Here is a 26021-nt window from a genome sequence, read left to right on the forward strand (position 1 = left end):
TTGGCGTCTGAGTGCTAGAAGGAGGCCCCGTCCGAGGCCGCGGCCCGATCGATCGCCTGCTTGAGCTCGTCCCAGCTCAGACCACCGACCGAGACGTAGGTGACTCGGCCTTCGGGATCGAGCACGAGCGTATCGGGGATCTTCCCGATCGAGTAAAGCCGGTCGACCGCCCCACTGGTGTCCTCGACCAGCGGCAGGGTGATGTTCCACGTCCGAAAGTAGCTTGCGGCGACGTCGGGGAGCTCGTTGGAGATCGTGACGACGGCCAGCTTATCGCCGTACGTCTGCTTGGCACGCACGAAATACTTCATCTCTTCGGTGCAGACGTCGCACCACGTCGCCCAAAAGTCGATCACGACCACGCGTCCGCGCAGGTCCGAAAGGTAGCGCGTTCCCTGTTTGGTCGGAATCGCGAAGTTCGGCGTCGGCGCATCGAACGAGATGCCGGCGAGGCCGGTTCCCGACGAGGCCGTGAGTGCGGCCAAGACGATCGCGGCGAAGAGCTGCACGAATAAATTTTCGGCAGGCGACGACGCGTCGCCTAGAGGAACTGCAGCCCATGACGAGCCACGCGATCGAAGCCCTATTCGAAGAGAGCCGGCGCTTCCCACCGCCTCCCGACTTCGCCGAGCAAGCCAATGCGAAGCCCGGTATCTACGACGAAGCCGAGGGCGATTACGCCGCGTTCTGGGCGCGCTGGGCGCGCGAGCTCGAGTGGATGAAACCGTTCACTAAGACGCTGGATTGGGACGAGCCGTTCGCACAATGGTTCTCCGACGGCGAGCTCAACGCGTCGGTAAACTGTCTCGACCGCCACGTGCGCAACGGGCTCGGTGAGAAGATCGCCTTCTATTTCGAGGGCGAGCCGGGCGATCGTTGGACGATCACCTATCGCCAGCTGCTCGACGACGTCTGCCGGTTCGCTAACGCGCTGCGCAAGCTCGGCATTCGTAAAGGCGATCGCGTCGCGATCTACATGCCGATGATTCCCGAGCTGCCGGTAGCGCTCTTGGCGTGTGCGCGCATCGGCGCCGCGCATTCGGTGATCTTCGGCGGTTTCTCGCCCGAGTCGATTATCGACCGCGTCAACGACGCGCAGTGCGTCGCGCTGATCACGGCCGATTACGGATGGCGCCGCGGCAACAAAATCGCGCTCAAGCGCAACTGCGACGTCGCGATGGAACAGACGCCGAGCATCAAGCACTGCATCGTTGCGCGCCGCGTCGGCGACGAGGTGTTCATGCACGAGGGCCGCGACGTGTGGTGGAGCGAGATCGTCGCCAACGAGTCGACGCAATGCGAACCCGAGCCGATGAACGCCGAGGATTTGCTCTTTTTGCTCTATACCAGCGGAACGACGGCCAAACCCAAGGGCATCAAACACACCACGGGCGGTTATCTCACGCACGTGATGATGACGCACAAGCTCGTCTTCGACATCAAGCCGGAGACCGACGTCTACTGGTGCACCGCCGATATCGGCTGGGTGACCGGCCATTCCTACATCGTGTACGGTCCGCTCGCCAACGGGTGCAGCGGCGTGATCTACGAGGGCACGCCGGATTATCCCGACAAGGATCGCTTCTGGGACATCGTCGAGCGCTATAAGATCACGATTCTCTATACCGCGCCGACCGCGATTCGGACGTTCATGAAATGGGGCGTTGAGTATCCCGCCAAACACGATCTATCGTCGCTGCGTTTGCTGGGAAGCGTCGGCGAGCCGATCAATCCCGAAGCGTGGATCTGGTACCGCGAATGGATCGGCGGTAACCGCACGCCGGTCGTCGACACGTGGTGGCAGACCGAGACCGGCGGCATCGTCATCTCGCCGCTGCCCGGCTTGACGACCTTGCTTCCCGGGAGCGCCACCAAAGCGCTGCCGGGCTTCTTCCCCGATATCGTCAACGAGAAAGGCGAGTCCGTGCCGCTGGGCGGCGGCGGATACATCGTCATCACGCGACCGTGGCCGGGCATGCTGCGCGGCATTTGGGGCGACGACGAGCGTTACAAACAAACCTATTGGTCGAAGTTCGCGCACATGTATCTCGCCGGCGACGGCTGCAAGCGCGACCACGACGGCAACTACTGGTTTATGGGCCGCATCGACGACGTGATGAACGTCAGCGGCCACCGCATCTCGACGACCGAAGTCGAAAGCGCGCTCGTCGACCATCCGAAAGTCGCCGAGGCGGCGGTCTGCGGAAAACTCGACGACATGACGGGACAAGCGATTTACGCGTTCGTCTCGGTCAAGCCCGACGTGACCGGCTCGCCGGAGTTCGCCGACGAGCTCCGCGATCACGTCGCCAACAAGCTCGGCAAGTTCACGCGGCCGAAATATATTACGTTCACGCAAGAGCTGCCCAAGACGCGCAGCGGCAAGATCATGCGGCGGCTCCTGCGCGATATCGCCGAAGGCCGGACCCTCGGCGATACCACGACGTTAGCCGATTCGGCGGTGGTTCACGAGCTGCAGGAGCGCGCGAAAATCCAGGTCACGCAAGAAGACTAGGGCTTCGACGACGGGCTGGGCTTCGGCGACGCGTGCATCATCATGTTCGCGTGCATGGCCGACGGACTGTGCGACGGTTTTGGCGACGCCTTCATCATGCTGTGACCCGACATCATCATGTGCGACGAGGGTTTGGGCGACGGTGACGGCGTGCCCATGGAGTCGGCGAGGGCGACGGTTCCCGTCGTAAGGACGAGCGCTGCCGCGAGCGCAAGCGTACGTGCGTTCAAGAATAACCTCCAAAAAGAACGTGTTTATGCTAGTACGCCGGCGAGTCGAGATCGGATTACGGAACTTGAGGCAAGCCTGAGGCGATGGTCGCCTGCACCTCGTAACTAAATCCGAGACCGAACATCAGCGTGCACGCCGCCACGACGGGAAGAGCCGAAAAGATGCGCATCGTCGCGCCGGCGGACGCGCGACTCGCGACGCCGAGGATGAGCGCGACGAGAATCAGCCCCAAAACGTAGCCGCCGTCGAGAAAGCCGGCAACCCACAGCGTCGCGGCATTCCAGGCGAAGGTCGTCCATGCGACCTCGGGCGGCAACAGCGCCTGGTGAATCAACGTGCATTGCGGTCCTGCGGCCGCAAACGGATCGTACCAGGCGCAGTGATACGAAAATGCGCCGAAGCCGGCGCCCTCGCACAGAGCGAACGTCAACGCGATCGCCGTCCCCCACACGCGCAGCGACGAGAAGACCCGCGATCCGAGCTCGTATCCGACGGAAACCACCCATCGAGGTTTCCCCGATTTGCGCTTGGCTAGTCGCGGGAGAAGTCGGCGGGCGTGGGGTGGATCTTTCCGGAGAGAATGTCGGTCACGGGCATTTCCGGATAGCCGACGGATTCGTGCACGCTGTCGTCCCAGGCTAGGACGATGAAGTCGCGGAGCTCGCGGGCGCCGTCGGCGACCCGTGCGGTGGCAAACGCCACGGCTTCGGGCGTCGCGCGTTTGAACCCGCCGGTGCGACGCGCAATCGCATAGAGCTGCGGCTCTTCATCGTTGCCGGCGCGTAAGTAGAGGCCGATCTCTTGCAACAGCTCGCGCTCGTCGATCGTTTTCACCGGCGGACGGGGACCGCCCACCGGAACGAGCTTGGCCACGGCGGCCGCGGTAACGTGGGCGCGGACGAACGCGCCTTCGAACGGTGCATGGATGCCTCGGTCGTTGTAGTGCACGCTCACGTGCAACGGCTGGCTTCCGTCGCCCACGAAGTGCGACCACATGCCGAGCTGATAGATGAGAACCTGCTCGCGCAAGACGCGTTCGCTCGTAAACGCGGCGCGATCGCGCGCCGATGCGCTGCGCGCCAAAAAATCGAAGGCGCGCCAATAGGCGAAATCCTTACGCAGCACTTGCCATCCGTCGGCAATCGCGTACGGTAAATATCCCGCCTTGAAGGGATCGCTGCCGCCCTCGCGCAGCGCCGCGGCGTAGGCCTCCATATCGCTCGGCAGCGCGCTGAGCGCAACGGTCCCCGCGATTCGCCGGTCGTCGCCCACGTTGACGTAATGCGCCGGGTCTTCATCGCGATCGAACGAGTAGCCGGCGCCTTTGAGGCGATCCATCTCCGTCCCAAGCTGCGCGATCGTCGCGACCGCGCCCGGTGCCGTGAGAAACGCTGGAATGTCGTCGGGCAGCGATTGCATCGCCACCTCGCCGATGATGCGGTGTCCGCTCGTTCCCCACGCGCGCGCCGCCGGCGGAGCGGAGCTCAGTGCGAACGCGAGCGCGAAGGCCAGTGCACGTTTCACGACAGGAATCCGCCGAGCTCTTCGAGCGATTCGATGCGCGTTGCGGGCGGCAGCGCCTGCAAGATCGTCTCGCCGTATCGCGTTGAGGCCGCGCGGCCGTCGAGCAGCGCAACGACGCCACGATCGCTGCCGCTGCGAATGAGCCGGCCGAACCCCTGTTTCAATCGCACGGTCGCCGCCGGAATCATGTAATGCTCGAAACCGTCGAGGCCGCGCGCTTCGAGCGCGCGGATGCGCGCCATCACGAGCGGATCGGTCGGCGTCGGGAACGGCAGACGATCGATGATCACGCACGACAACGCTTCGCCGGAAACGTCGATGCCTTCCCAAAACGTACCGGTCGCAAAGAGCACGGCGTTGGGCGTTCGGCGGAACCAGTCGAGCAGGTGCGCGCGTGGCAGCTCGCCTTGCAGCCGCACGGGAAAAGCGATCCGCTCGCGCACGAGCGCGTAAACTTCGCGCAGGCGTGCGTAGGAGGTGAAGAGCACGAACGCGCGCCCGCGCGTGCGATCCAGGCACTCTTCCACCAGCGGCGCCGCGCGGCGCGCAAAGTCGGCGGCTTTGGGATTGAGCCGCGCCGGTGCGATAAAGAGCCGCGCTTGGCTCGCGTAGTCGAACGGCGACGGCGCCACCAGCTCCTGTGCGGCATCGAGCCCGAGGCAACGGCGCACGTACGTGAAGTCTCCGCCGATCGAGAGCGTTGCGCTCGTGAGGACGACGCTCTGCGTATGCGCGAAAAGCGTCGCGCGCAAAAACTCGGCCACATCGTGCGGCGCGCAGTTGACGGCGTACGGCCCGCTGCCGTCGCTGCGTTCCACCCACGCAATCGCGTCCTCCGAAGGCGACTGTGCTCGATCGATCGCCGCCGAATGCGCGATGACGTTGCGCATCGCCAACTCGCGCCGGCGCTCGGCTTCGGCGTCGTTTTCCGGCTTGCGCTTGAGCGCGCGGTGCCAGTTCGCGAACAGCCAGTTCTCGAGGTGATACAGATGGTCGCGCAGCGCTTCGAGCGCCGGCCCCGCCTCTTCGTTGGCCGCCAGCGGATAGCGATCGCCCGGGACGCGCGCCAGCGACGATTCGAGCGCGCGCACGCCTTCGTCGAACCGCACGTCGAACGAGGACGGAAGATCGTAGACGCGATGCAGTTTGCGCAGCATGCGCCCGATCGTCGCGCGCGAGACGGTTGCCGTCAGTGCGTCGGTTGCCCAACGTTCGCACTGGTGGGCTTCGTCGAGCACCGCGACGTCGTACGGCGGCAGCAGCCCGCCGCCGACGGCCAGATCCAAAAAGAACAGCGCGTGGTTCACGACGATCAAGTCGGCATATTTGGCTTCGTCGCGCTTTTTGAAAAAGAAGCAGTCGCGAAAATGCTCGCAAAACTCGCCGACGCAATCGTCGGCATCGGCATCGAGCTGCTCCCATTCGTCGGTCTTGGGAACGTACGGCAGCTCGGCGCGATCGCCCGTTTGCGTGCGCGTTCCCCATTCCCACAACTCTTGCATACCGCGCGACGGGGCAACCAAACGATCGGCGCGGATCCGCTCGAGCTTCTGCTTGCAGAGGTAATGGCTGCGGCCTTTGAGCAACGTCACCCGAATCGGTTCGCCAAGCGCCTGTTGCACGAGCGGGATGTCTTTGTGCACGAGCTGCTCTTGCAGCGCAATCGTGCCGGTCGAGAGCACGACCTTCTTGCCGCTGCGCACGGCCGGAATCACGTAGGCCAGCGACTTCCCAACCCCGGTTCCGGCTTCGACGACCGTGTGCACGCCCTCGAGAATGCCGCGCTCCACGAGCTGCGCCATCTGCACTTGTCCCGGCCGCGGTTCGAATCCGGGAAGCGCGCGCGCAATCGGTCCGCCCGCGGCGAAGACGTCGTCGATCGTCGAGTTGGTCACGGCGTCGGGCGGTCGTGCGGCGTCTGATACTCGGTTTCCAGCTCGGCTCCCGTCGCAGCATCGGTAACCACCGGCTGCACGCGCCGGGGCGGATAATAGATCAGCGTGGTGAGAATGAAGCCGCCGAGTAAACCGCAGACGTGGGCCTGCCACGAAATCGCGGGCACCGTGAACGTAATGATGAGGTTGAGGATCAAGATACCGATGTTAGCTTGGACGAGTTCCATGCCGGGCTTCCCGAGCTTCAGTCCAATCGCAAACAACGCGCCGAACAATCCGAAGATCGCTCCGCTCGCGCCCAGCGTGGGAACGCAGGGTGCGCTCAAGTACACGATGCCCAAACCGGAAAAGACGATCGATGCGAGGTAGACCAGCAGCATTCGCCACGATCCCATCGCGTACTCGATAAACCGTCCGAGCGAGTACAGCGAAATCATGTTCACGCCGATGTGAATGAGCCCGGCGTGCAGGAACGCACCGGTGAAGATGCGCCACCACTCTCCGCCTTGAATGAACACCCCGCTGCATTGCGCGCCGCGGACGGCCGCGGGAATGAGCGATCCATCGACCAGGACGCGCTCCATGTTTCCGCCGCCCAGGCTGAACGCACCGGGTCCAGCGACGGAGACTTCCCACAGATAGCCTATGACGTTGAGGATGATGAGCAGGCGGGTGATCATGCGCGATCGGCGACCATGACCATTCGTGCGAGTTCGAGCGAGACCGCGTAGCGCTTGCCGTCCACTTCGACGGTGATCGGACCGCCCAGCGGCGCTTTCTCGACGACGTGCAAATCCGTTCCCGGCCGCAAGCCCACTTCACCGAGGTAGCGCAACATCTCGGGGATCTCTTCGGTGACGCCGCTGACGGTTGCGCGACTGCCTTCGTCGACTTGCGCCAGCGGAACGCCGATGCGTACCGGGTCGCTCAAATCGCGCGGCGGAATGGGCTGGCCGTGCGGGCACGTTTGCGGATCGCCCAGCAGCGCGATCAAGCGATCTTCGACGCGTTGCGAAATCGCGTGCTCGAGCATGCACGCTTCCGAATGTACTTCGTCCCACGGCATGCCGAGCACGTCGGTGAGCAGACGTTCGGCCAAACGATGACGGCGCAGCACGTTGACGGCGACTTGCAATCCTTTGCGCGTGAGCTTGACCTCGCCACGCGCGACGTACTCCACGTAGCCGTCTTTGTCGAGCTTCTTGAGCATTCCGGATACCGACGCCGGAGCGACGCCCAAGGATGACGCGAGTCCCGACGTCGTGACGCCCGGCCCCTCGCGCTCGAGACGATAGACCGCTTCGAGATACTCCTCGATCGATTCCGCGAAGTGGCTATGACCCGACATTTCGCTTCTCGATTCGGCGCGTTACCGCGGCATGCATTGTCGCTTTCTCGTGCGGCTCGGCAAAGCTGGCGTCGATGGCGTTGCGAACGAAACGCTCGAGCGTGCCGGGGCCCGCGATCGACTCCACCAGCGCGTACTCCGACGCGATCGAGGTTCGGAACATTGCCGGATCGTCGGCATCGATGGTCACGACGCAGCCGGCCCGATCGAACTCGACGAACGCGTCGCGATCGGGCAGCGCCGCCCCCGTCAACACGTTTGACGTCGGGCAGATCTCCAGCGCAATGCGCTCGTCGGCCAGCCGCTGCACCAGACGCTCGTCGTGCAGCGCGGCGACGCCGTGCCCGATACGTTCCGCGCGCAGCATGTCGATTGCGTCGCGCACGCTCTCGGCGCCGGCCGCTTCACCCGCGTGCGCGACGCAATGTAAGCCATGGGCACGCGCGTAAGCGAACGGTGCTTCGTAGAGTTCGGGCGGAAAGCGCTTCTCGTCGCCCCCAAGTCCCACGCCGATGACGTCGAGATCGGTGAGCTGTGCGGCCATCGTCGCAATCTGCATCGCACGCTCCACGCCGAAGTTCCGCGTGAGGTCGACAATGAGTTTGAAGGTGGCCTGCGGACGCGCGGCCCGCAGCTCGCCGGCGATCGCTTCCACGCACGCGCGTACGTCGAGCGTCTTGTGAAAGAACGTCCACACCGACGGCGAGATAAACAGCTCGCCGTAAATCACGCCTTGGGCGAGTGCCGTCTCGACGAACTCGCGCGCAAGGCGCGCGTAATCTTCGGGTGCCGCGAGCGAACGGCTCGCGGCGGCAAAGGCGAGTAAGAACTCGCCGAAGTCTTTAAAGAGGTAGGGGTCGTGCGGATCGACGCGCTCGGAGGGCTCGTCGACAAACGGACCGTCGGCGCTGCCGGGCCGGTAGCGGAGCGGCACCCCGTAGCGCGCCGCCAACTCGACAAAGGTCGCCGCCCGCAGCGTGCCCTCAAGGTGACAGTGCAGGTGGACCTTCGGAATGGTGTCCGCCAGGGGCATAGGCCCGCTCTTCGCGCCCCCTAAGAGCTGGGGCCTTGCAGGGGCGTAACCCAGATCGTAGTATTAGGGTTCTTCCTATCGCGGGGTGGAGCAGTCCGGTAGCTCGTCGGGCTCATAACCCGAAGGTCGATGGTTCAAATCCATCCCCCGCAACCTGTACAGGGCCGTTTACTGAAAAGTAAACGGTCCTTGTTTTTTAGTTGCCGGTCCGCGGCTAGCGTCATCCGCGTCGCCAGATGAAAGCGCTCAACGTGACTTGCGGTGGAAAGACCGGATAGTGTACGAGGGGACGGATACGCCGAATGAAGAGCGTGCGCGCGCGGGAGGTAACCGTTTCGCCTCGACGATATAGGACAACGGCATGAAGCTCTTACCAGCTTTCGCCGTTCTGGCGTTTGCTGTATCGACCGGGACGGCCGCCGCGCAGTACGCAGACGACCGCTATACGGTTTTGCACGTGTCACCGTCCGGTACCGATTCGAGAATCGCGAGCGGTGAGCCCGAGCACATCGTGATCTACGACCGCTCGGCCAAGCCCGGCAACGTGCTGCTATTCATGCCGGGCACCGGCGGAGAGCCGCAGCTGACTCGTTTTCTTGCCGACGCCGTCGACCACGGGTACCGCGTCGTCAACCTGTCTTACGTCGACACGCCGGCGGTCGCGCAAATCTGCTACGGCCAAGCGCTGCGCGGCGATCCGGACTGCGCGCAACAGTTTCGGGAGCGCCGAGCGTACGGCGACGGGAGCGCGCCAATTCAGGATCAGCCGCAGGACGCGATCGTGAATCGTTTCACCAAGCTGCTGCAGTATCTCGTAACGAACGATCCGCAAGGCAACTGGGGGCAGTATCTGCAAAACGGCGAGGTAGTTTGGAGCCGCGTCGCTGTTGCCGGGCAATCGCAAGGCGGCGGCATGGCCGAGTTCATCGCCCAGCGTCAAGCGGTCGCGCGCGTGATCGTTTTTTCGGGCGGCTGGGACCGCTCGTCACCGCGAGAGATCGCGCATTGGTACTCCGGGAAGAGCCTCACGCCCGCCGACCGTTGGTTTGGCACCTTCAACGTCGCCGAGCCGATGGCCCATGTCATCGAAGCGTCGTACGCAGCGCTGGGAATCCCGGCAGCACAGCAGTTCGCACTCGATAAACCGACGCTCGGCGGTGTGCCAGCACACGCGGACGGCATCAGCAATCCGGCATATCGCGACGTTTGGGATCGGATGCTGGGCAGCGGAAACTAACCGGCCTACCTTCCCGTTCCAAGATGCTGAGCAGTTCGCTGGGCCGATCAGATCCAACGAAAACGCTGCTAACGCACCGTTCCCCAAAAAATGGGTACGTGCGCAGTTCTACCGGCTCCGCAAAGTCAACCCGGACGGCAACGGTTCCGGGAGAAAGCAGCATCGCAGTTTCGCGACTTGCAGCGCGTAGCGCACGGCGCCGCGCCCCGGGCTGAGGCGTTACGCTTGAAACGTTTCGCACGTCGGTTTCGATGGCGCCGAATAATCCGAGGTTAAAGCGAACCTTGCCATCCTCGATCACGTGCGGCATTTTCGACATAGAACCAAAGGCCCCGCAGAGCCATACGGCGCCGGCGATTTCTGCTATATCGATCGTAACGTTCCAAACCGCATACTGGTGTGGAACCAACAAATGACGCACAACGAAGTCTGGGGGTATCCCGACGATCAGCAATAGCACCAAAATTGGCAGAACGCTTTCGCTCGTATAGGTGAGGCCGCCGGGCGCCGGAGGGGCAACGATCGCCCGCAAACCATCCTTGGCGCAACGCATGATCGCGACGTCGGCCGAAAATGATGCGATACGCAAGGGTGAGCATCCTCCGCACGTATTGTCTCATGAAGAGCCGTCGGCTCTTACCACGGAGGTCGCAACTCGTAGTCGCCTCGGTTACCCGGATGGGACCGCGCGATACTTTTTCAGGATTGCGATAACTCGATCGATCGGGATCGCCTCGATGACGTGGCCGCGTGACCGCGTCGTCGTTGCCGCAAACAGCGAGTTGTAGACTGCTTCTTCCGTTGCTTCGAGCGCGGCTTCGAAGAGCGGCGACACTGCATCTGTGGTAACCGTTTCATAGTGCGCCGTTCCCATGGCACCGTAGGCAACGCGAGCCGACGCGGCCGCCGAGAACGCGATCGCGAAGTCGCCGCTGCCGTTTTCATAGTCGGAGCCCGTGCGGCCGAGTCCGTAGACAGCGCGCGCGGCGAGTCGCCGGCATTCGTTGGGCGAAAGCGGCGCGTCGGTCGCGACGACCATCATGCACGACCCTTTGCCGGCGTCCGGAGCGTAGGCGTATTTCCCCAGCTCCTTGCCGACCGGCGCGCCGCCCATCGTCAACACGCCGCCGAAGTTCGTCTGTACGAGCACGCCGACGGTATGGCCGCCAAACCGTTGCGGGATCGCGCGTGAAGACGTTCCGATTCCGCCCTTCCAGCCAAAACAGATCGTGCCGGTACCGGCGCCGACGGCGCCCTCCATAACTTTTCCCTCGCGTGCGTTTTCAATCGCCGAAATCACATGCTCACGCGTCACGTGCATGCCCCGAATATCGTTCAGCCACGAATCGTTGGTCTCGCCGACGACGGCGTTCACCGACATGACGTTCTCGTTCCCAGGCTGCGCGAGCGTCCACGAAATTGCCCCGAGCATCCCGGTTCCGACGTTGAGCGTGTTCGTTAACACAATGGGCGTTTCGATCGTGCCCAGTTCTTGGACTTGGGTCGAACCCGCAAGTTTGCCGAACGCGTTGCCGATAAAAACGCCGCCCGGAACCTTCTCCTGAAATACGTTTCCGCCGTGGGGAAGAATCGCCGTCACGCCGGTGCACACGTTCGGCGCGTCAACTAACGTCACGTGACCCACGCGAACGCCGGCGACGTCGGTGATCGCGTTGAGCGCTCCGGTTGGGAAAACGCCGGGCGCTAATCCGATATCGCGGGCGCGTGGGCGCCCCTGCTGCGAACTCGCAGCCTGAGCGATGTTCGAAGTAGCTGCCGTTGCCAGCGAGGCAAGGATGATCTCGCGTCTGCTCAAGTTCATGAGCCGAGCTTCTTCGCCCAGGTAAGCTCTTCCGTCGGAGCGATTAATGAGGACATGGACAAAAGGTTGGTCGCAGCGGCGCTCATCATCGGGGGACTCGCACTTCTGGGCGTGACCACCGCACGCGATGCGCGGCACGATTTCGACTTCGAAGTTGGAACGTGGAGCATGTCGCCGAGCGGCGATACGCACGTCGTAGAACGCCTGTGGGAGGGCGCGACCATCGCCCGCCTCATCGTTCCCAAGCCAATGCCGCACGTCCGCGGAAGTTTGTTGACCGTCTATCATCCCGATTCGCAGCAATGGTCTATCTACTGGGTCGACTCAACGGACGGCAGCGTTTCGCCTCCGCTGGTAGGGCGCTTCTCCCATGGCATCGGTACGTTTGTCGGACCCGACAAAGAGAACGGCCGTCCGGTGCTGGTTCGGCTCGTGTTTTCGAACGTTACCGCCAACGCTTTCAAGACCGTGCAGTCCGTTTCGCGCGACGGCGGGAAGACGTGGAAGCTGGGCGTCCCAACGCTTTACGCGCGCCGGTCGAAGATCTCTTCGTCACATGCATCACGTGCCGTTTGGTGAGACCTCTTCCCCGCTGCAAGCCGCCGGCTCGTCCAAGAGGCCGTCCTCAGGACGTAAACGGCGGTCTTAACCAAAACCTGTGGTAGCGTCGCGGGACGGCCGCCCGCTTCATATCGTATACAAGGGGTATGAGCTCGCGGCGTTTCCCATCACGCCTGTTCCTGGCCATTGCGGCGGCAGCCGTATTGGGCGCGTGCGCGGCGCACAGCGGACTGCCGGCGTTTACCCCCGCCGGGGGAGCATCGGACGCCGTCGTCGTGCTGCGCCTCAATCACGAAGCCGAGCTCGAGCGGCTCGTCGGCGACATCAGCAATCCGCACTCGCCGCGATTTCGGCACTTCCTGACGCTATCGCAGTTCGAGGCGCGCTACGCCCCGACGCGGCAGCAGCACGATCGCGTCCTGCGATCGTTGCGCGCCGCCGGCTTTACGATCGTTAGCACGTATCCCGACCGTGCGATCGTCGACGTCCGCGCGCCGCACGATCCGCGGCTGCCCGCCTCACTAGCTCCGCTCGTGAAGCATCTCCTGATTGCGTCGCCGCCGCGCGCACGCGTCCTCGTTTACGCGCGCCGTAGTGCGGCCTACCCCCCCGACGCGCTTCCGACGGTTGAGGCGATCAAAAACGGCAGCTTCGAGCAGCGGCTGCATTTCTGGAAGGCCTGCGATGAGGTTGCGCTGTCGAAGCACGCGTTCGCCGGAAAGTACAGCGCGCTGGTGGGATCGACGTCGCCCGACGCCGGCAACGTTCACGGCATCGAGATCCTCTGCCAGAAAGTGGTCATTCCCCACGACGCCGTTTTGCGCGCGCACACGTACAGCGTCACCAACGTACGCGACATTCGTAAAGGCGGCTACCAAGAAATCGGCTTCACGGCCAAACCCGGAAAATCGGGAATCGTGCTCTTCAAGGGATTGACGAACAAGAAGCATTGGGAGCCGCACACGTGGTCGCTCGCCTCGCTCGAAGGACGCATCCTCTATCTGTATTTCGCCGTTGCGGGCAAGGGACAACCGACGCAGTACGATTCGATGTACGTCGACGCCGTGAAGCTGACCGGCACCGTACCGACCGCAACGCCGAGCGCGCCGCCGACTCCCGTCGGACCGGGCCCGGGCACGCCGCTGACGGGACCGACGTTCGGACCAAACGGTCAGTGGGCGCCGCGCGCCGTCGCCGACGCCTTCGATTTTCCGGTTCAACACGGCTACGACGGACGCACGACCACCGTCGCCTTCATCGCGCAATCCGCGCTGACGGCAAGCGATCTCACGGCGTTCTTTAACGCCAACGGCATCACGCGCGGCGGCACGTTTCAGGAAGTTCACGTCGACGGCGGTCCGGCAAGCGGCGACCGGACCTTAGCGATGCTCAATGCCGAAACGATCGGTGCGCTCGCGCCGAGCGCCACGGTCATCGCGTACGAAATACCGTCATTCGACAGCACCTACGTGATCGACGCGTATCAAGCGGCGATCGACGCGAATAAAGCCAACGTCGTGCTCAACGCCGATCCGTTCGCTCCGTGCGAAACCGACGATACCGCCTTCAACGACGCGATCGAATCGGAGGCGATCAGCGCGGCCGCGATCGGCATGACCTTCGTTTCGGCCAGCGGCGACGAAGGCGCGGCGTGCTACAGCCAAAGGACGACGACGAACCAAACCGGCATAACGGCGATCGCCGGTCTTCCGTACGCCCTTTCCGTGGGCGGCAACGCCTCGAAAACCCCGGGTCCGATGAGTGCGCCTGCGGTGTGGAGCGGCGACAACGGCTTCGAAGTCGGCGCGAGCGGCGGCGGCGTCTCCTCCACATGGCCGATTCCCAGTTACCAGCAGGGGGTCGCGGGTGCGGCTTCCACGGTTCGTCGCAACGTTCCCGATATCGCCTTCCCGGCTATCGGCGACGACCTGCATATTAGCGGCACCGACGTAACGTCCGGCGGAACGGCATGGGCGAGTTCGATCGCGGCCGCGCTGCTTGCCGAAAGCGTTGAGATCTGCGGACCGCTCGGATTCGTCAATCCCGCCGCGTACGCGCTGCTCGCCAAAGGCGGGGAAGGCACGTCGCTCATCGACGTCACCACCGGCAACAACGCCTTCGCCGCGTTTACGCCCTACGCCGCGACGGCCGGATACGATAATGCAACCGGCATCGGCATGCCCAACGGCATCAAGTTCGCCGCAGCGGTCTGCGGAAGATCGACGCCGCTAGCGAGGTTCCGATTTCGTCGGATCTAGGAGACGAGGTCCGAAGTTTACTGGGGTAAACGAGGTCCGAGTCGACAACGAGCCGGCGGAATCGGGGCCTCGCTAGTACGCTTTCACTAGGGGATAGGCGATAAAGCTGCCCCATCCGGTAGCGAGATCGAAGCCGGGACCCGCATTGTATCCACTGAACGACCCGTAGAGATCGCTGATACCGTTGTTTCCGCGGGTGACGTCGTGGAAGAGCCGATGATAGGCGCCCGACGAAGCGAGCTGGTAGAGACGCGCGTGCGGATCGGCGATCGCTCCGCCGCCTTTGCGCTGTTCGATAATGGCAAAGAGACCGGCCCACTGCGGTGCCGCTTCACTGGTGCCGCCCCAGCCGGGCTGCAGTGCGCCCCCCTGCACCATCCAGAGGCCGTCGTTCTGGGGATCGGAGAGCAGCGCGATATCGGGAACGTCGCGAACGCCGTCGTTGGGCGTCACAGCGCGCTGATACGACGGCTTCGCGTAAAGAATACTGCGTCCGCCGCCCGAGGCGCCGTCGGAGTTCGAGTCCTGCCACACCGTTTCGGCGCGCCACGCCTGCACGTTGCCGTGCGCGATGCGAGCGCGCACGTTAGTACCGCCGACGCTGATGACGTATCGCGAGGATCCGGGATAGTCGACCGAAACCGTATGGATTCTTGAGCTTTCGCAATCGTCGGTTCCCTCGTCGCCGGACGCCGAAAACCAATGCTGGCCTTCGGCAATCGCCTGCGCGAAGAGTTTTTCGTCGATCGACAGACTCGCCGTTCCCTTAATCAGTTGTTCGCAGACGCCCCAACTCGTCGTGACGACGTGCACCGAGCCGCCAAGATTGTTGACGATATAGCTGTACACCAAATCGAAGTCGTGATTCGAGGGACCGTGCGCGACGACTTGATGGAACGTCGCCTCCCGCGCGATCGCCGTCGCCCAATCGGCGTCGAGCGACGACTCGCCGTTACCGTACCCGCCTCCGCAACTCGACGTCAGCGCCTTACTTCGCGGCTCTGCGGTCGAGACGAGTTCCGCGAGCGGCAGCGAGAACGTGTTCTGGAAGAGCGCTAAGTCGCTGTTCTCGGCGGCGCCGCACGTCGCGTTGGCGATAGTGATGCCTTTCCCGTCGAGGCCCTGGTCGTAGAGCGGCTGGATGTCGTAGGCCGTCGCAACGTCGTCGGGACCCCAGCTGAACGTGTGATCGACGATAGCGTTTGGATTCCGGCGCAGCATCGGGTGGTGAAAGCCGTAGTCGTCCAAGCCGGAAACCGCCGCGATCTTCAACTCGCGAGGAAACACCGGCTCGTAACGGTTCGTAAAGTACGTCCGCCCCCGCTCGACGCGCTGGTCGAGCGGCGTTTGAAAGAACGCCTCGACCACGGGCGCCGCGGCGTGCGCGACGATATCGGTGCGGTTCTCCGGCAGCTCGTCGATGACGAATCCGCGCCGGCGCAGCGTTTCGATTGCGCGATTATACGCGATCGGATCCGCCCCGAAGTAACCGCCGAACTGCGCGGGCGTCAGATAACGGCCAAAGTACGGCGACCCCGGCGTCATGATCGCCATCGCGTACGCGTCGAGCTCGGCATCGTGCCGGCCCGCGATGCGGATATAGAGATCCACCTGCGTCTGGCGAGGCACTTGCCCGGCAAACGCGCCTTGGAGCGACGGCAATGCAAGCGTGCGGGCAGCAGCTGGCGGCAGCCGGCGATACGAAGCGTTCGCCGGAGCGGCGGTCAGGGCCGCGGCCGCAACGGCGGCCAAAGCCAAAGACACCGGAAGTTTCATATGTAAACCCTTCATCGGAGCAGCGAACCGCCCCCTTTAGGAACGTAGCGGGTACCCGAAATGACCCATCGACCCGGAACAAATGCTCATACGCAAACGTAACGATTACGGGCATATCTTAGACGGGAGAGGAGCGCGATGGCCGGAATTATGGTGTTCGATACGTTAGCCGAGGCGGTGCGCCGAGGATTTCACATTTACGACCGGATGCCCGACGGTTACATCGTCCAGCGGCGCACGGAAAGCGGCCTCGCGCTCGCACTCGTCGTCGAGCGCAAGCCCTCGGTTACCGCGTAGCCTCATTTCAATAAGCCCAATTCGCGCCCAACGGCTTCAAAAGCGGCCAGTGCGCGGTCCAATTCATCTTTATTAAGCGCGGCGCTGATCTGCACGCGAATGCGCGCCGTCCCTTCGGGAACGACCGGATAGCCGAAGCCCGTCACGAACACGCCGCGGCGCAGGAGTGCGTCGCTCATCGAGATCGCAAACGCCGTTTCGCCGACGATGATCGGCACGATCGCGCTCTCGCCCTCCAGCGGCTTGTAGCCGATCTTCTTCAATCCCGCACGGAAGTACGCCGTGTTGTCGCGCTGCGTTGCGACCAGCTCGGGGTGCGCGTCGAGATACTCGATCGCTTCGAGCGAGCTGCACGCGACCGTCGCCGGGAGGGCGTTGGAGAACAGCTGCGGACGCGAGCGTTGAATGAGCGTGTCGATCAGCGCTTCGGAGCCGGCCACGAAGCCGCCCGCGGCACCGCCCAGCGCTTTTCCGAGCGTACCGGTGATGACGTCGATCTTTCCGGTTAGACCGTAATGCTCGATCGTTCCGCGCCCGGTCTTGCCCATCACGCCCGTACCGTGCGAGTCGTCGACGACCGTGATCGCGCCGTAACGTCCGGCCAGCTCGGCGATCTCGGGCAGCTTCGCTAAATCGCCCTCCATCGAGAACACGCCGTCGGTCACAATGACGATCGGAAAACACCCTTGAACGGCTTGCAGCTTCGCTTCGAGCTCGCGCATGTCGCTGTGCTTGTAGCGTTCGCGACGCGCTTTGCTCGCCAGACGAACGCCGTCGATGATCGACGCGTGATTGAGCTCGTCCGACACGATCGCCGATCCTTGGTCGCAGATCGTCGGAAAGAGACCCGTGTTGGCGTTCCAGCACGACACGTACGTCAGCGAGGCCTGCGTCCCGAGGAACTGCGCGATGCGCTCTTCGAGCTTGCGGTGCACGTCGAAGGTTCCGCAGATAAATCGCACCGACGCCGTGCCGGCGCCGTAGACGTCGAGCCCGCGTTTGCCGGCTTCGACGACCTCGGCCTGGTCGGCCAGTCCGAGATAGTTGTTGCTCGAGAGCACGATGACGTCGCCGGCCTCTTCCATGTGCACTTCGGGCGCCATCGGCGTCGTCAAGTGCCGCAGCCGCTTGTACGTGCCGGCCTTCTTGAGCGCCTCGAGGTCGGACTGGAGCTTCTCTTCAAACGTAGTGTTCATTCCACTTTGTCATCCTGCAGCGTAGCGAGCGCTAGCGAGCGGAGTCGAAGGATAAAACGATTTTGGCGGCCTCGCCCGATTTCATCAGCTCGAACGCCTTGTCGAACTGCTGGTACGGCAGCACGTGCGTGATGATCGGACGCAGATCGACGCGGCCGCTCTTGACCAGTGCCTGCGTTTGATACCACGTTTCGAACATGCGCCGGCCGTTGATGCCCAGTACGGTCAAGCCTTTGAAAATGATCCGCTCGGCGAGGTTGATGTTGATGTTGTCGCTGGGAATTCCCAGAAGCGCAGCGGTGCCGCCGTTGCGCACCATTTGCAATCCTTGATCGATCGCAACCCCGCTGCCGGACATTTCGAGCAGCACATCGACGCCGTCACCGTTAGTGAGCTCCTTGATCTCGTCGACCAAGCCGGCTTGGGTGGATAAGAAGGTCGCATCGGCGCCCAAGCGTTTGGCCAGCTCGAGCTTGGCGGGATTGAGGTCGATCGCATAGACCGACGACGCGCCGGCGGCGCGCGCGACCGGAATGGCCATCAGCCCGATCGATCCCACACCGGTGATCACGACGCTCTTGATGCTCACTCCCGCGGCCATGACCGTGTGCACGGCGTTACCGAGCGGATCGAAGATCGCCGCGTACTCGTCGGGAATCGCCGGATCGAGCTTCCACACGTTGTATTCGGGCATCGCGATGAACTCGGCGAACGACCCGTCGCGGTCGACGCCGATTATCTCGACGCGCTCGCAGATGTGCGCATTTCCGGTTCGGCACAGCACGCAGGTGAGATCGGCGATGTGACCTTCGGCCGAAACGCGATCGCCCGGGCGAACCGAACGCACCGCATCGCCGACCGCTTCGACGGTTCCCATGAACTCGTGTCCGATCACCAGCGGCGGCTTGACGCGGTTTTGCGCCCACTTATCCCAGCCGTAGATGTGCGCGTCGGTTCCGCACACGCCGGCCTTTCCGACGCGAATCAGCACGTCGGTCGGTCCGATTGCGGGAACCGGAACGTCGGTCAGTACGAAGCCCGGTCCGGGACGCGGTTTGACGAGCGCTTTCATCCTTAGGGGCATTGCCAGGCCCCGTATTAGCTTAGATGAGGCGCGTTCCTACGAATAGGAGGGTCACGGCGACCGCCGGGCGCAGCCAGCGCTGGCTCATCCGGCCGCAGAGTTTGCTGCCGACAAAGACGCCCGGCAACGAGCCGACCAGCAGCGTGACGGCGAGTGGAGCGTTGACGTCACCCATCGTCCAGCGGCCTATCGCAGCGGCCGGAATTAAGAACGCTGCAAAGGCGATGTCCGAGCCGATGAGCTCCGGAAGACCGACCAGCGGCAGCGTGAGCGAGAGCAACGGAAGAGTCACCGCACCGCTGCCGATCGACGTGAGCGTAACGACCAGACCCACGACGGCGCCGAGAACGATGATGCGTGATCGCTGGCCGCGCGTCCACGAAAACGGCGCCGCGGATTCCGGCAGCTCGCGCCGTTTAAAGAACGGCCGCGCGATGATCATCGCGGCGGCTAAGAAGAGCGCGAGTCCGATCGCATGCTTCGTCCAGCCTTCGATCAACTTGATATCGAACGCGTGACGCAACCAATAGAGCACTGCAAGTCCGACTATCGAAGCCGGAATGCCGCCCCACAATAACGCTTTGACGATTTCCGCATTGACCGTTCCTTGTTTGCGGTGCAGCCAAGCGCCATACAGCCGCGTCGGAACGCTGTAGAGCAGGTCCGTACCGACGGCAACCAACGGGTTGACGCCCACGACCTGAACGAGCAGCGGCGTCATGATGCTGCCTCCGCCAACCCCGGTGAGGCCCACGAGAATGCCGACGGCAAAGCCGACGAGGACGAGTTCGATGGTTGAGAACACGAGAGGGTGCCGTTTTTTCGGTTCGGTCCGCACCGCGCCCTGTTTTAAATCAAGCGCGTCCCTACGAACACGAGCGTCACCGCGACGGCGGGGCGCAGCCATTTCGTCTGCATCTTGCCGCACAGCTTGCTGCCGACGTAAATGCCCGGCAGCGAGCCGATCAGGAGGTTGACGACGAGCGTCAGGTTGACGTCGCCCATCGTCCAGCGGCCCGCGGCCGCGGTCGGTATCAAGAACGCAGCGTAAGCGATATCAGAGCCGACCAACTCCGAAAGTCCAACCGTGGGAAGCAATAACGCAAGCAGCGGCAACGTCACCGAGCCGCTGCCGATGGAAGTGATCGTGACGATCAGTCCGACGACGGCCCCGATCGCAATGACGTACGCACGCTGCGCCCCGTGCCACGCGAACTCGTCCCGGGAAACCACCGGCACGGTCTTGAGGAACGGCCTGATGAGCATCACCGCCGCCGCGACGAACAGCGCCACTCCGATGGCGTGACGAGTCCACGCCGTCATGAGCTTGATATCGTAATGACCGCGCAGCCAGTAGAGCAAGGCGACGCCGGCGGCGGCGGCAGGAACGCCGCCGAGAAGCAATGCGCCGGTAATCTTCCAGTTGACCGTTCCCTGACGGTTGTGAAGGTAGGCACCGTAGAGTTTGGTGGGGACGCTGTAAAGCAGGTCGCTGCCGACTGCGACGAGTGGATTGACTTTGAGTGCAAGAACGAGCAGCGGAGTCATTATTGACGCGCCGCCGACGCCGGTCAATCCGACGATCGTTCCGACAACCAGGCCGATAGCGATAAGTTCCAGGCTCATGAGTTGGCTAGGTACCTTTGCGCGCGGGGCTCAAACGACCTGGGTTAACTCCTCTTCGAAGCTCTTGACGATTCCGCGCGCGACGGCTTGCGCCATAAGGCGCAGCTCCGGGACGGCCGTCGCTTCAAAGCGCACGGCGCGCAGCGGCGGCCCAACAAACCAAAGTCCTGGAAGCGCGCGGCCCTGGTCGTCCACCGCATGAAGATCCGCGTGAACTCGCAGATCCAATCCCAACGGCGGCGGCGCGATGGTTCTGCTCGGCGCGGGACCGGTACAGTTGACGATCCAGTCGGGACGTAGCGTCACCTCTGCGCCATCGCGCAACGCAACGGTAACCTCCCCTGCGGCATATTCGGTAATGCGCCCCGAATACGGGAAAAGGCGTCCCTTATCGGCGTATCGTTGACGCACCGCGTCAACGGCTCCTGGAGCTCGGTGACGGTGCCTTTCCCAACGTCGCCGTAAATGCCGATCGAAACGAAGCCTCTCTTCGGTGGACAATCGGCGCCACAACGATTCCGATTCGGGACGAAGCGCATCGACGACGGCGCGCCAATCGTATCCTCGCGCGGCGGCTTCGCGCAAATGTGATCGTAGACTTCGCAACAGCGTACGCGCATTACTGGCGTCGAGTGCCGGAACGACCCCATACGCCTCCGTAATCTCCGCATGCGTTTGGGGAAACTGTGCGTGACGCGAGACGACGTACACGGCGCCGCTATGGCCGCTAGACTCCAAAGCGCCGAGCACGTCCAACGCAGTCAACCCGGACCCAACGATCAGCACGTCGCCCGCGACGCTGCGGTAATCGAAGCGCCATGGATCGGCGATGTAGCGGGGATGTGCCGGCACACCTCGCGGAAGGGCGGCGTCACCCGGAAGTGCGTTTCCAGTTGCAATGACCGCCGTGCGAGACTCGTACTTCTTTCCGTCTTCAGTTTCGAGAACGAAACCGCCGGCGGAGCGATGCATCGAAACGACTTTAGCCGCAACGACGTCGAAGCCGTCGCGGTCGAAAGCCAAGCGCGCCACGTCGGCCACGTAGTCGCCGTACGACTGCCGTGAAACAAAGTCGCTAGGGGCGGCGCGGCCGCCAAGCCATCGAACGAAGTGGTCCCGGTCGTCGGCAAAGATACTCATCGCGGCGGCCCGAGTATTGAGCAGATGCTCGCGGTGGCGCGTACCATAGGCGGCCCCGCGGCCCAGCGGCCCCGGCTCGAAGAGCACGAGCGAGAACGGTCCGGTAATGCGCGCGAGCTGCGCCGCCACGGCACATCCTGAGAAGCCGCCGCCCACAATGGCGGTATCGCAGCGAATCATCAAATCGCCACTCTCTGGGGACGAATTTCATCGTATCCCCCATGCGCGGGTTCGCAACGCTGTCCGAACTCGTCATAAACCAGAAAGCTGCGAAGCGGACCGGCGTAAACGTGCAAGGAAATCGCTCCGCCGCGGCCGGCCGCGACGCGATGAATGTCAAAGGGACCCGATCGTACGTCCAGATCGCCCGGACCAAGCGTCGCGCAATCTCGTGGGACGACCAAGGCGCGGCCCGGCGTTTCTTCGTTGTCCAGCCGTTCGTAGTTCTCGATCTGAAGCTGCCCACTGAGAACCGTGAGCCAGCAATGCTGACCGCCGTGATCGTGGATTGCAGAAGCAACATTCTGCGCCCAGTTGAGGAGCAAGATTTCGAAGCGGTCGTCGTAGTACGCGCAGGTGCGGGTGTAGCAGTTTGGGCGGTAGATGAGGGGTCGCTCGAACTGCGAAAACGCGGCCGCCGCCTCCGACAGAAGAACGCCCATGGCGCGTTCTCCGCGAGACTGCGGCGGCACGGTACGGAGCTCCTCGATGAGTGTAGCGAGCATGGTACCTCCTTCAAGTGTCAACATCGATCGTCGAGCTCGTTCGGCTCGGTGAATACGGCGATCTGACGCGGGATAATGAAGACTTCTTCGCCTTTGAGAAGTGCGAGATCGCGAAAGCGCTCGTGCGAGATCTCTACGTGGACCGGCGCGCCCCACTCGGTGACGCCCTCTACTTTGACGATGGGGCCGGCAGCGTTGAAGTGTTTGACCGTCGCGCGAAAGTGCCGGACGCTGGGAACTTCCCGAGACATTTCCAACGAATGCGGTCGAACGAAAACGAGGTGGTCCGTAGCGCCCTCTTGTATGTACGGTGCCCCGTCATCGACTCGCCCGTGAAACAAATTCACGTTTCCCAAGAAGTTGTACACGAACGAGGTCGCGGGGCGGTTGTAGACTTCGTCCGGCGTACCGATTTGCTCGATGCGGCCTTCGTTCATCACGGCAACGCGGTCGGCGACTTCGAGCGCCTCTTCCTGATCGTGCGTAACGAACACGCTCGTCACGTGGATTTCGTCGTGCAGGCGGCGAAGCCACCGCCGCAGCTCCAAGCGCACTTTGGCGTCCAGGGCGCCGAACGGCTCGTCGAGGAGGAGGACCTGCGGCTCTACGGCTAAGGCGCGCGCGAGCGCGACCCGTTGGCGTTGCCCGCCGGAAAGTTGCGAAGGAAAACGCGTCGCCTGATTCTCGAGTTGTATCAGCGCCAGCAGTTCGTCGACCTTCGCACGGATGGCGTGGCCGGCGGGACGCGAACTCCGCGGGCGCACGCGCAAGCCGAACGCGATATTCTCGAAGACCGTCATATGCCTAAAAAGCGCGTAATGTTGAAATACGAATCCGACGCGTCGATCGCGCGCGCTCCGATCGCTCATGTCTTGCCCTTCGAACGCAATCGTACCGGAATCTGCGAACTCGAGTCCGGCAATGATCCGCAAAAGCGTGGTTTTTCCCGATCCCGACGGCCCAAGAAGCGCCACCAACTCTCCGGAACCAATGCGCATGTCGACGCTCTGCAGCGCCACAAAGTCTCCAAACGACTTGACGACGTTTCGCACCGTAATGCTCACGACGGTTCCTGGCCCCTTTTCCATTCCACGATGCTCTTGACGAGCAACGTTACGAGCGCGAGCATGGCCAGGAGCGATGCGACGGCAAAAGCCGGAACGAACTGATAGTCGTCGTACAGAATCGCAATGTGCAGCGGCATGGTGTTCGTGAGCCCGCGGACGTGACCCGACACGACCGAGACGGCCCCGAACTCTCCCATCGCACGCGCGTTGCAGAGAATGACGCCGTAAATCAACGCCCAACGCACGTTGGGAAGAGTTACGCGGAAGAACGTTTGCCAGCCGTTCGCCCCCAGCGTGATCGCCGCTTCTTCTTCCTCAGTTCCCTGCGCTTGCATCGTCGGCAAGACTTCGCGCGCGACAAATGGGAAGGTCACGAATATCGTTGCCAGCACTATCCCGGGCACCGCGAAGATAATCTGAATGTGATGCGCCGCTAGCCAAGGTCCCAGAAACCCTTGCGCACCGAACAGCAGCACGTAAATGAGGCCGGCGACGACCGGTGAGACGGAAAACGGCAAATCGATGAGGGTTACGAGCAGACTCTTGCCCGCAAATTGAAACTTGCCGATCGCCCACGCGGCGGCTAGACCGAAAATGACGTTGAGCGGTACCGCAATCGCCGCCGCCAGGAGCGTCAGGCGAATTGCCGATATCGTGTCCGGGTCGGCGAAAGTGCGAAAGTACGCGGCAAATCCCTCGGCCAACGCGGTCGCGAACACCACTACGAGCGGCAAGAAGAGAAAGAGGAGGAGAAACGCCAGCGCGATTCCGATCAAAAGAGAACGGACGGCGCTGGACTCAGTCGTCGCCCGGGATATGGGAAGCCGCCCTGCAGTCGCGATCACGCTGCCTCGGCGCCGGCTCTCAGCGCGCTCCAACGCTGCAACAGATTGATGGCCAGCAAAAGCAGAAATGAGGCGACGAGCATCGCGACTGCGATCGCCGTAGCGCCGGCGTAATCGTACTGCTCGAGTTTCGTTACGATGAGCAGCGGAGTAATTTCGGTTCTCATCGGCATGTTTCCAGCGATGAAAATCACGGAGCCGTATTCGCCGATCCCGCGCGCAAAAGCAAGCGCGAAGCCGGTAAGCGCCGCGGGTAACATCGCGGGCAGCAAAACGCGGGAGAACACTTTCCAGCGGTCCGCTCCAAGGCTAGCCGCCGCCTCTTCGAGTTCGGGATCGAGATCCTCGAGCACCGGTTGAACGGTCCGCACCACGAACGGCAATCCGATGAACGTTAGCGCGATCACGATTCCGAGCGGCGTAAAGGCCGCATGGATTCCCATGGCCGCCAGCGGCTTTCCGAGCCAGCCGTTAGGAGCGTAGAGCGTCGTGAGCGCGATGCCTGCGATCGCGGTGGGCAGCGCAAACGGCAAATCCACCATAGAATCAAAAAGACGCTTGAGAGGAAACGAGTAGCGAACGAGCACCCAGGCGACGAGAACCCCGAAGGCGAGATTAATTACCGCTGCGACCATCGACGCGCCAAACGTGATCTCATACGATGCCAACGCGCGCCGAGCCGTAACGACGTGCCAAAACTGATGCCATCCCAGCGTCGACGATTTGACGAACGTTGCCGAAAGAGGGATGAGGACGATCAGCGAAAGGTAGAGTACGGTAAAGCCGAGCGCCAGACCGAAGCCCGGCACCACGCTACGCTGTTTCACTGGCCCGGTTGGTAAATTTGGTCGAAGATCGCGCCGTCGGCGAAGAAGGCCTTCTGAGCTTTCTGCCAGCCGCCGAAGACCTTGTCGATCGTTACGAGCTTGATGTGAGGGAAGACGTTTGCATACTTCTTTGCAACCGCCGCAAGCCGGGGGCGATAATAGTGCTTGGCGATGATCTCCTGCCCTTGGGGCGAGTACAGGTATTGCAGGTAGGCTTGCGCGACCGAGCGCGTCCCTTTGGAATCGACGATTTTGTCGACGAGCGCGACCGGCGGCTCTGCCAAGATGCTCTGCGACGGCGCCACGATTTCGAACTTGCCTTTGCCGAGTTGGTTTACGGCCAAAAACGCATCGCTCTCCCAGGCGATTTCCACGTCGCCGAGACCCCGTTCCACAAAGGTCGTTGTGGAACCACGGGCGCCAGAATCTAAAACGGGAACGTTCTTATACAGTTTCGCGACGAAATCGCGCGCCGACGTTTGGCTGCCGCCCGGTCGACTCAGCGCGTACGCCCAAGCCGCCAAGAAGTTCCAGCGAGCCCCTCCTGAGGTTTTCGGATTCGGCGTAATCACCGAAACGCCGGGACGTACGAGATCGTCCCAATCTTTGACGTGCTTGGGGTTACCCTGCCGAACGAGAAAGACGATCGTTGACGTATACGGCGTGCTGTTGTCGGGCAGGCGCGACTGCCAGTTGGCCGGCAGCAGCCCCGCCTTTTGCGAGATTGCATCGATGTCGTACGCCAGCGCTAAGGTCACGATGTCGGCTTGCAATCCGTCGATGACGGCACGGGCTTGTTTGCCGGAGCCGCCGTTGGATTGCTGGACCGTGACGGTCTGGCCGGTCTTCTTCTTCCAGTAGGCCGCGAACGCGGCGTTGTACTCCTCGTAGAGTTCGCGCGTCGGATCGTACGACACGTTGAGAATGGTTGCGCCGGCCGCGCGCACCGGCTGCAAGGAGCCGAGGCTCGCTGCCAGCAGCGCCGCAGCCGTGAGAAAAGCGAATCTCTTCATC

The 26021-nt window shown here is 62.9% G+C and carries 25 protein-coding genes and 1 tRNA gene; 6 read left to right on the top strand and 20 right to left on the bottom strand.

The features are described 5' to 3' along the window. Nucleotides 1–14 precede the first annotated feature (14 nt). Nucleotides 15–509 carry a TlpA disulfide reductase family protein gene (locus VGG89_16890; protein HEY1978232.1) on the bottom strand — a complete coding sequence of 165 codons (495 nt, stop codon included), beginning with the start codon at nt 507–509 and terminating at the stop codon, nt 15–17. Nucleotides 510–559: 50 nt separating this feature from the next. Here VGG89_16890 and acs point away from each other — a divergent pair, with 50 nt between their 5' ends. Next, nucleotides 560–2515, top strand: coding sequence for an acetate--CoA ligase (acs, locus tag VGG89_16895; protein HEY1978233.1), 1956 nt, complete (start codon nt 560–562; stop codon nt 2513–2515). On the opposite strand, the gene VGG89_16900 is transcribed toward acs, so the two are convergent. Genes VGG89_16900 through add form a run of 7 tightly spaced genes read right to left on the bottom strand, consistent with a single transcriptional unit; the run spans nt 2512 to nt 8546 of the window. Continuing rightward, entirely contained in the window at nt 2512–2745 is a 234-nt protein-coding gene (locus tag VGG89_16900; protein HEY1978234.1) for a hypothetical protein, read from the bottom strand. The genes acs and VGG89_16900 overlap by 4 nt on opposite strands. A 56-nt stretch (nt 2746–2801) precedes the next feature. After that, nucleotides 2802–3248 carry a hypothetical protein gene (locus VGG89_16905; protein ID HEY1978235.1) on the bottom strand — a complete coding sequence of 149 codons (447 nt, stop codon included), beginning with the start codon at nt 3246–3248 and terminating at the stop codon, nt 2802–2804. A gap of 29 nt (nt 3249–3277) precedes the next feature. Continuing rightward, the gene (locus tag VGG89_16910) at nt 3278–4270 is read right to left on the bottom strand and encodes a hypothetical protein (GenBank protein HEY1978236.1); all 993 of its coding nucleotides are present in this window, start codon (nt 4268–4270) and stop codon (nt 3278–3280) included. Next, the gene (locus VGG89_16915; protein HEY1978237.1) at nt 4267–6165 is read right to left on the bottom strand and encodes an ATP-dependent DNA helicase; all 1899 of its coding nucleotides are present in this window, start codon (nt 6163–6165) and stop codon (nt 4267–4269) included. The genes VGG89_16910 and VGG89_16915 overlap by 4 nt, the downstream gene beginning before the upstream one ends. Then, entirely contained in the window at nt 6162–6845 is a 684-nt protein-coding gene (locus VGG89_16920; protein ID HEY1978238.1) for a rhomboid family intramembrane serine protease, read from the bottom strand. The genes VGG89_16915 and VGG89_16920 overlap by 4 nt, the downstream gene beginning before the upstream one ends. Then, nucleotides 6842–7513 (bottom strand): metal-dependent transcriptional regulator, encoded by a 672-nt coding sequence (locus VGG89_16925; GenBank protein HEY1978239.1) that lies wholly within the window; start codon nt 7511–7513, stop codon nt 6842–6844. Before VGG89_16925 ends, VGG89_16920 begins: the two co-directional genes overlap by 4 nt. Further along, entirely contained in the window at nt 7500–8546 is a 1047-nt protein-coding gene (add, locus tag VGG89_16930; protein HEY1978240.1) for an adenosine deaminase, read from the bottom strand. Before add ends, VGG89_16925 begins: the two co-directional genes overlap by 14 nt. 79 nt (nt 8547–8625) lie before the next feature. Here add and VGG89_16935 point away from each other — a divergent pair. Both VGG89_16935 and VGG89_16940 read left to right on the top strand, forming a co-directional pair. Beyond that, a tRNA-Met gene (locus tag VGG89_16935) sits at nt 8626–8699 on the top strand. Between the two features lie 208 nt (nt 8700–8907). Then, nucleotides 8908–9783 carry a hypothetical protein gene (locus VGG89_16940; protein HEY1978241.1) on the top strand — a complete coding sequence of 292 codons (876 nt, stop codon included), beginning with the start codon at nt 8908–8910 and terminating at the stop codon, nt 9781–9783. Nucleotides 9784–10453: 670 nt separating this feature from the next. On the opposite strand, the gene VGG89_16945 is transcribed toward VGG89_16940, so the two are convergent. Beyond that, nucleotides 10454–11605, bottom strand: a complete 1152-nt coding sequence (locus VGG89_16945) for a P1 family peptidase (protein ID HEY1978242.1) — start codon at nt 11603–11605, stop codon at nt 10454–10456. A gap of 54 nt (nt 11606–11659) precedes the next feature. On the opposite strand from VGG89_16945, the gene VGG89_16950 reads away from it, so the two are divergent. Next, nucleotides 11660–12184, top strand: a complete 525-nt coding sequence (locus VGG89_16950; protein HEY1978243.1) for a hypothetical protein — start codon at nt 11660–11662, stop codon at nt 12182–12184. 128 nt (nt 12185–12312) lie between these two features. After that, complete coding sequence (locus VGG89_16955) at nt 12313–14424, top strand: S53 family serine peptidase (protein ID HEY1978244.1); 2112 nt, start codon at nt 12313–12315, stop codon at nt 14422–14424. A gap of 72 nt (nt 14425–14496) precedes the next feature. Here VGG89_16955 and VGG89_16960 read toward each other — a convergent pair whose 3' ends face one another. After that, the gene (locus VGG89_16960) at nt 14497–16200 is read right to left on the bottom strand and encodes a S53 family peptidase (GenBank protein HEY1978245.1); all 1704 of its coding nucleotides are present in this window, start codon (nt 16198–16200) and stop codon (nt 14497–14499) included. A gap of 138 nt (nt 16201–16338) precedes the next feature. Between VGG89_16960 and VGG89_16965 the strand changes: the two genes are divergently transcribed. Continuing rightward, nucleotides 16339–16497 carry a hypothetical protein gene (locus VGG89_16965; GenBank protein HEY1978246.1) on the top strand — a complete coding sequence of 53 codons (159 nt, stop codon included), beginning with the start codon at nt 16339–16341 and terminating at the stop codon, nt 16495–16497. A 2-nt stretch (nt 16498–16499) separates the two neighbouring features. Here VGG89_16965 and VGG89_16970 read toward each other — a convergent pair whose 3' ends face one another. Genes VGG89_16970 through VGG89_17015 form a run of 10 tightly spaced genes read right to left on the bottom strand, consistent with a single transcriptional unit; the run spans nt 16500 to nt 26020 of the window. Next, nucleotides 16500–17693 (bottom strand): glycine C-acetyltransferase, encoded by a 1194-nt coding sequence (locus VGG89_16970; GenBank protein ID HEY1978247.1) that lies wholly within the window; start codon nt 17691–17693, stop codon nt 16500–16502. A gap of 31 nt (nt 17694–17724) precedes the next feature. Beyond that, the gene (tdh, locus tag VGG89_16975) at nt 17725–18765 is read right to left on the bottom strand and encodes an L-threonine 3-dehydrogenase (protein HEY1978248.1); all 1041 of its coding nucleotides are present in this window, start codon (nt 18763–18765) and stop codon (nt 17725–17727) included. 31 nt (nt 18766–18796) lie between these two features. Beyond that, a complete protein-coding gene (locus VGG89_16980) occupies nt 18797–19582 on the bottom strand; it encodes a sulfite exporter TauE/SafE family protein (protein ID HEY1978249.1) in 786 nt (261 codons plus the stop codon). A 44-nt stretch (nt 19583–19626) separates the two neighbouring features. After that, nucleotides 19627–20403 carry a sulfite exporter TauE/SafE family protein gene (locus VGG89_16985; protein HEY1978250.1) on the bottom strand — a complete coding sequence of 259 codons (777 nt, stop codon included), beginning with the start codon at nt 20401–20403 and terminating at the stop codon, nt 19627–19629. Between the two features lie 30 nt (nt 20404–20433). Next, on the bottom strand, nt 20434–21723 hold the full coding sequence (locus tag VGG89_16990) for an FAD/NAD(P)-binding protein (protein HEY1978251.1): 1290 nt from the start codon (nt 21721–21723) through the stop codon (nt 20434–20436). Continuing rightward, nucleotides 21723–22268, bottom strand: coding sequence for a cysteine dioxygenase family protein (locus VGG89_16995; GenBank protein ID HEY1978252.1), 546 nt, complete (start codon nt 22266–22268; stop codon nt 21723–21725). Before VGG89_16995 ends, VGG89_16990 begins: the two co-directional genes overlap by 1 nt. A gap of 17 nt (nt 22269–22285) precedes the next feature. Beyond that, complete coding sequence (locus tag VGG89_17000; GenBank protein HEY1978253.1) at nt 22286–23356, bottom strand: TOBE-like domain-containing protein; 1071 nt, start codon at nt 23354–23356, stop codon at nt 22286–22288. After that, on the bottom strand, nt 23329–24180 hold the full coding sequence (cysW, locus tag VGG89_17005) for a sulfate ABC transporter permease subunit CysW (protein HEY1978254.1): 852 nt from the start codon (nt 24178–24180) through the stop codon (nt 23329–23331). Before cysW ends, VGG89_17000 begins: the two co-directional genes overlap by 28 nt. Beyond that, nucleotides 24177–25007 carry a sulfate ABC transporter permease subunit CysT gene (gene cysT, locus VGG89_17010; GenBank protein ID HEY1978255.1) on the bottom strand — a complete coding sequence of 277 codons (831 nt, stop codon included), beginning with the start codon at nt 25005–25007 and terminating at the stop codon, nt 24177–24179. The genes cysW and cysT overlap by 4 nt, the downstream gene beginning before the upstream one ends. Then, the gene (locus VGG89_17015; protein HEY1978256.1) at nt 25004–26020 is read right to left on the bottom strand and encodes a sulfate ABC transporter substrate-binding protein; all 1017 of its coding nucleotides are present in this window, start codon (nt 26018–26020) and stop codon (nt 25004–25006) included. Before VGG89_17015 ends, cysT begins: the two co-directional genes overlap by 4 nt. Between the last annotated feature and the right edge of the window lies 1 nt (nt 26021).

The sequence above is a fragment of the Candidatus Baltobacteraceae bacterium genome, from assembly GCA_036488875.1.
In the GTDB taxonomy this organism is placed as follows: Bacteria; Vulcanimicrobiota; Vulcanimicrobiia; order Vulcanimicrobiales; family Vulcanimicrobiaceae; genus JAFAHZ01.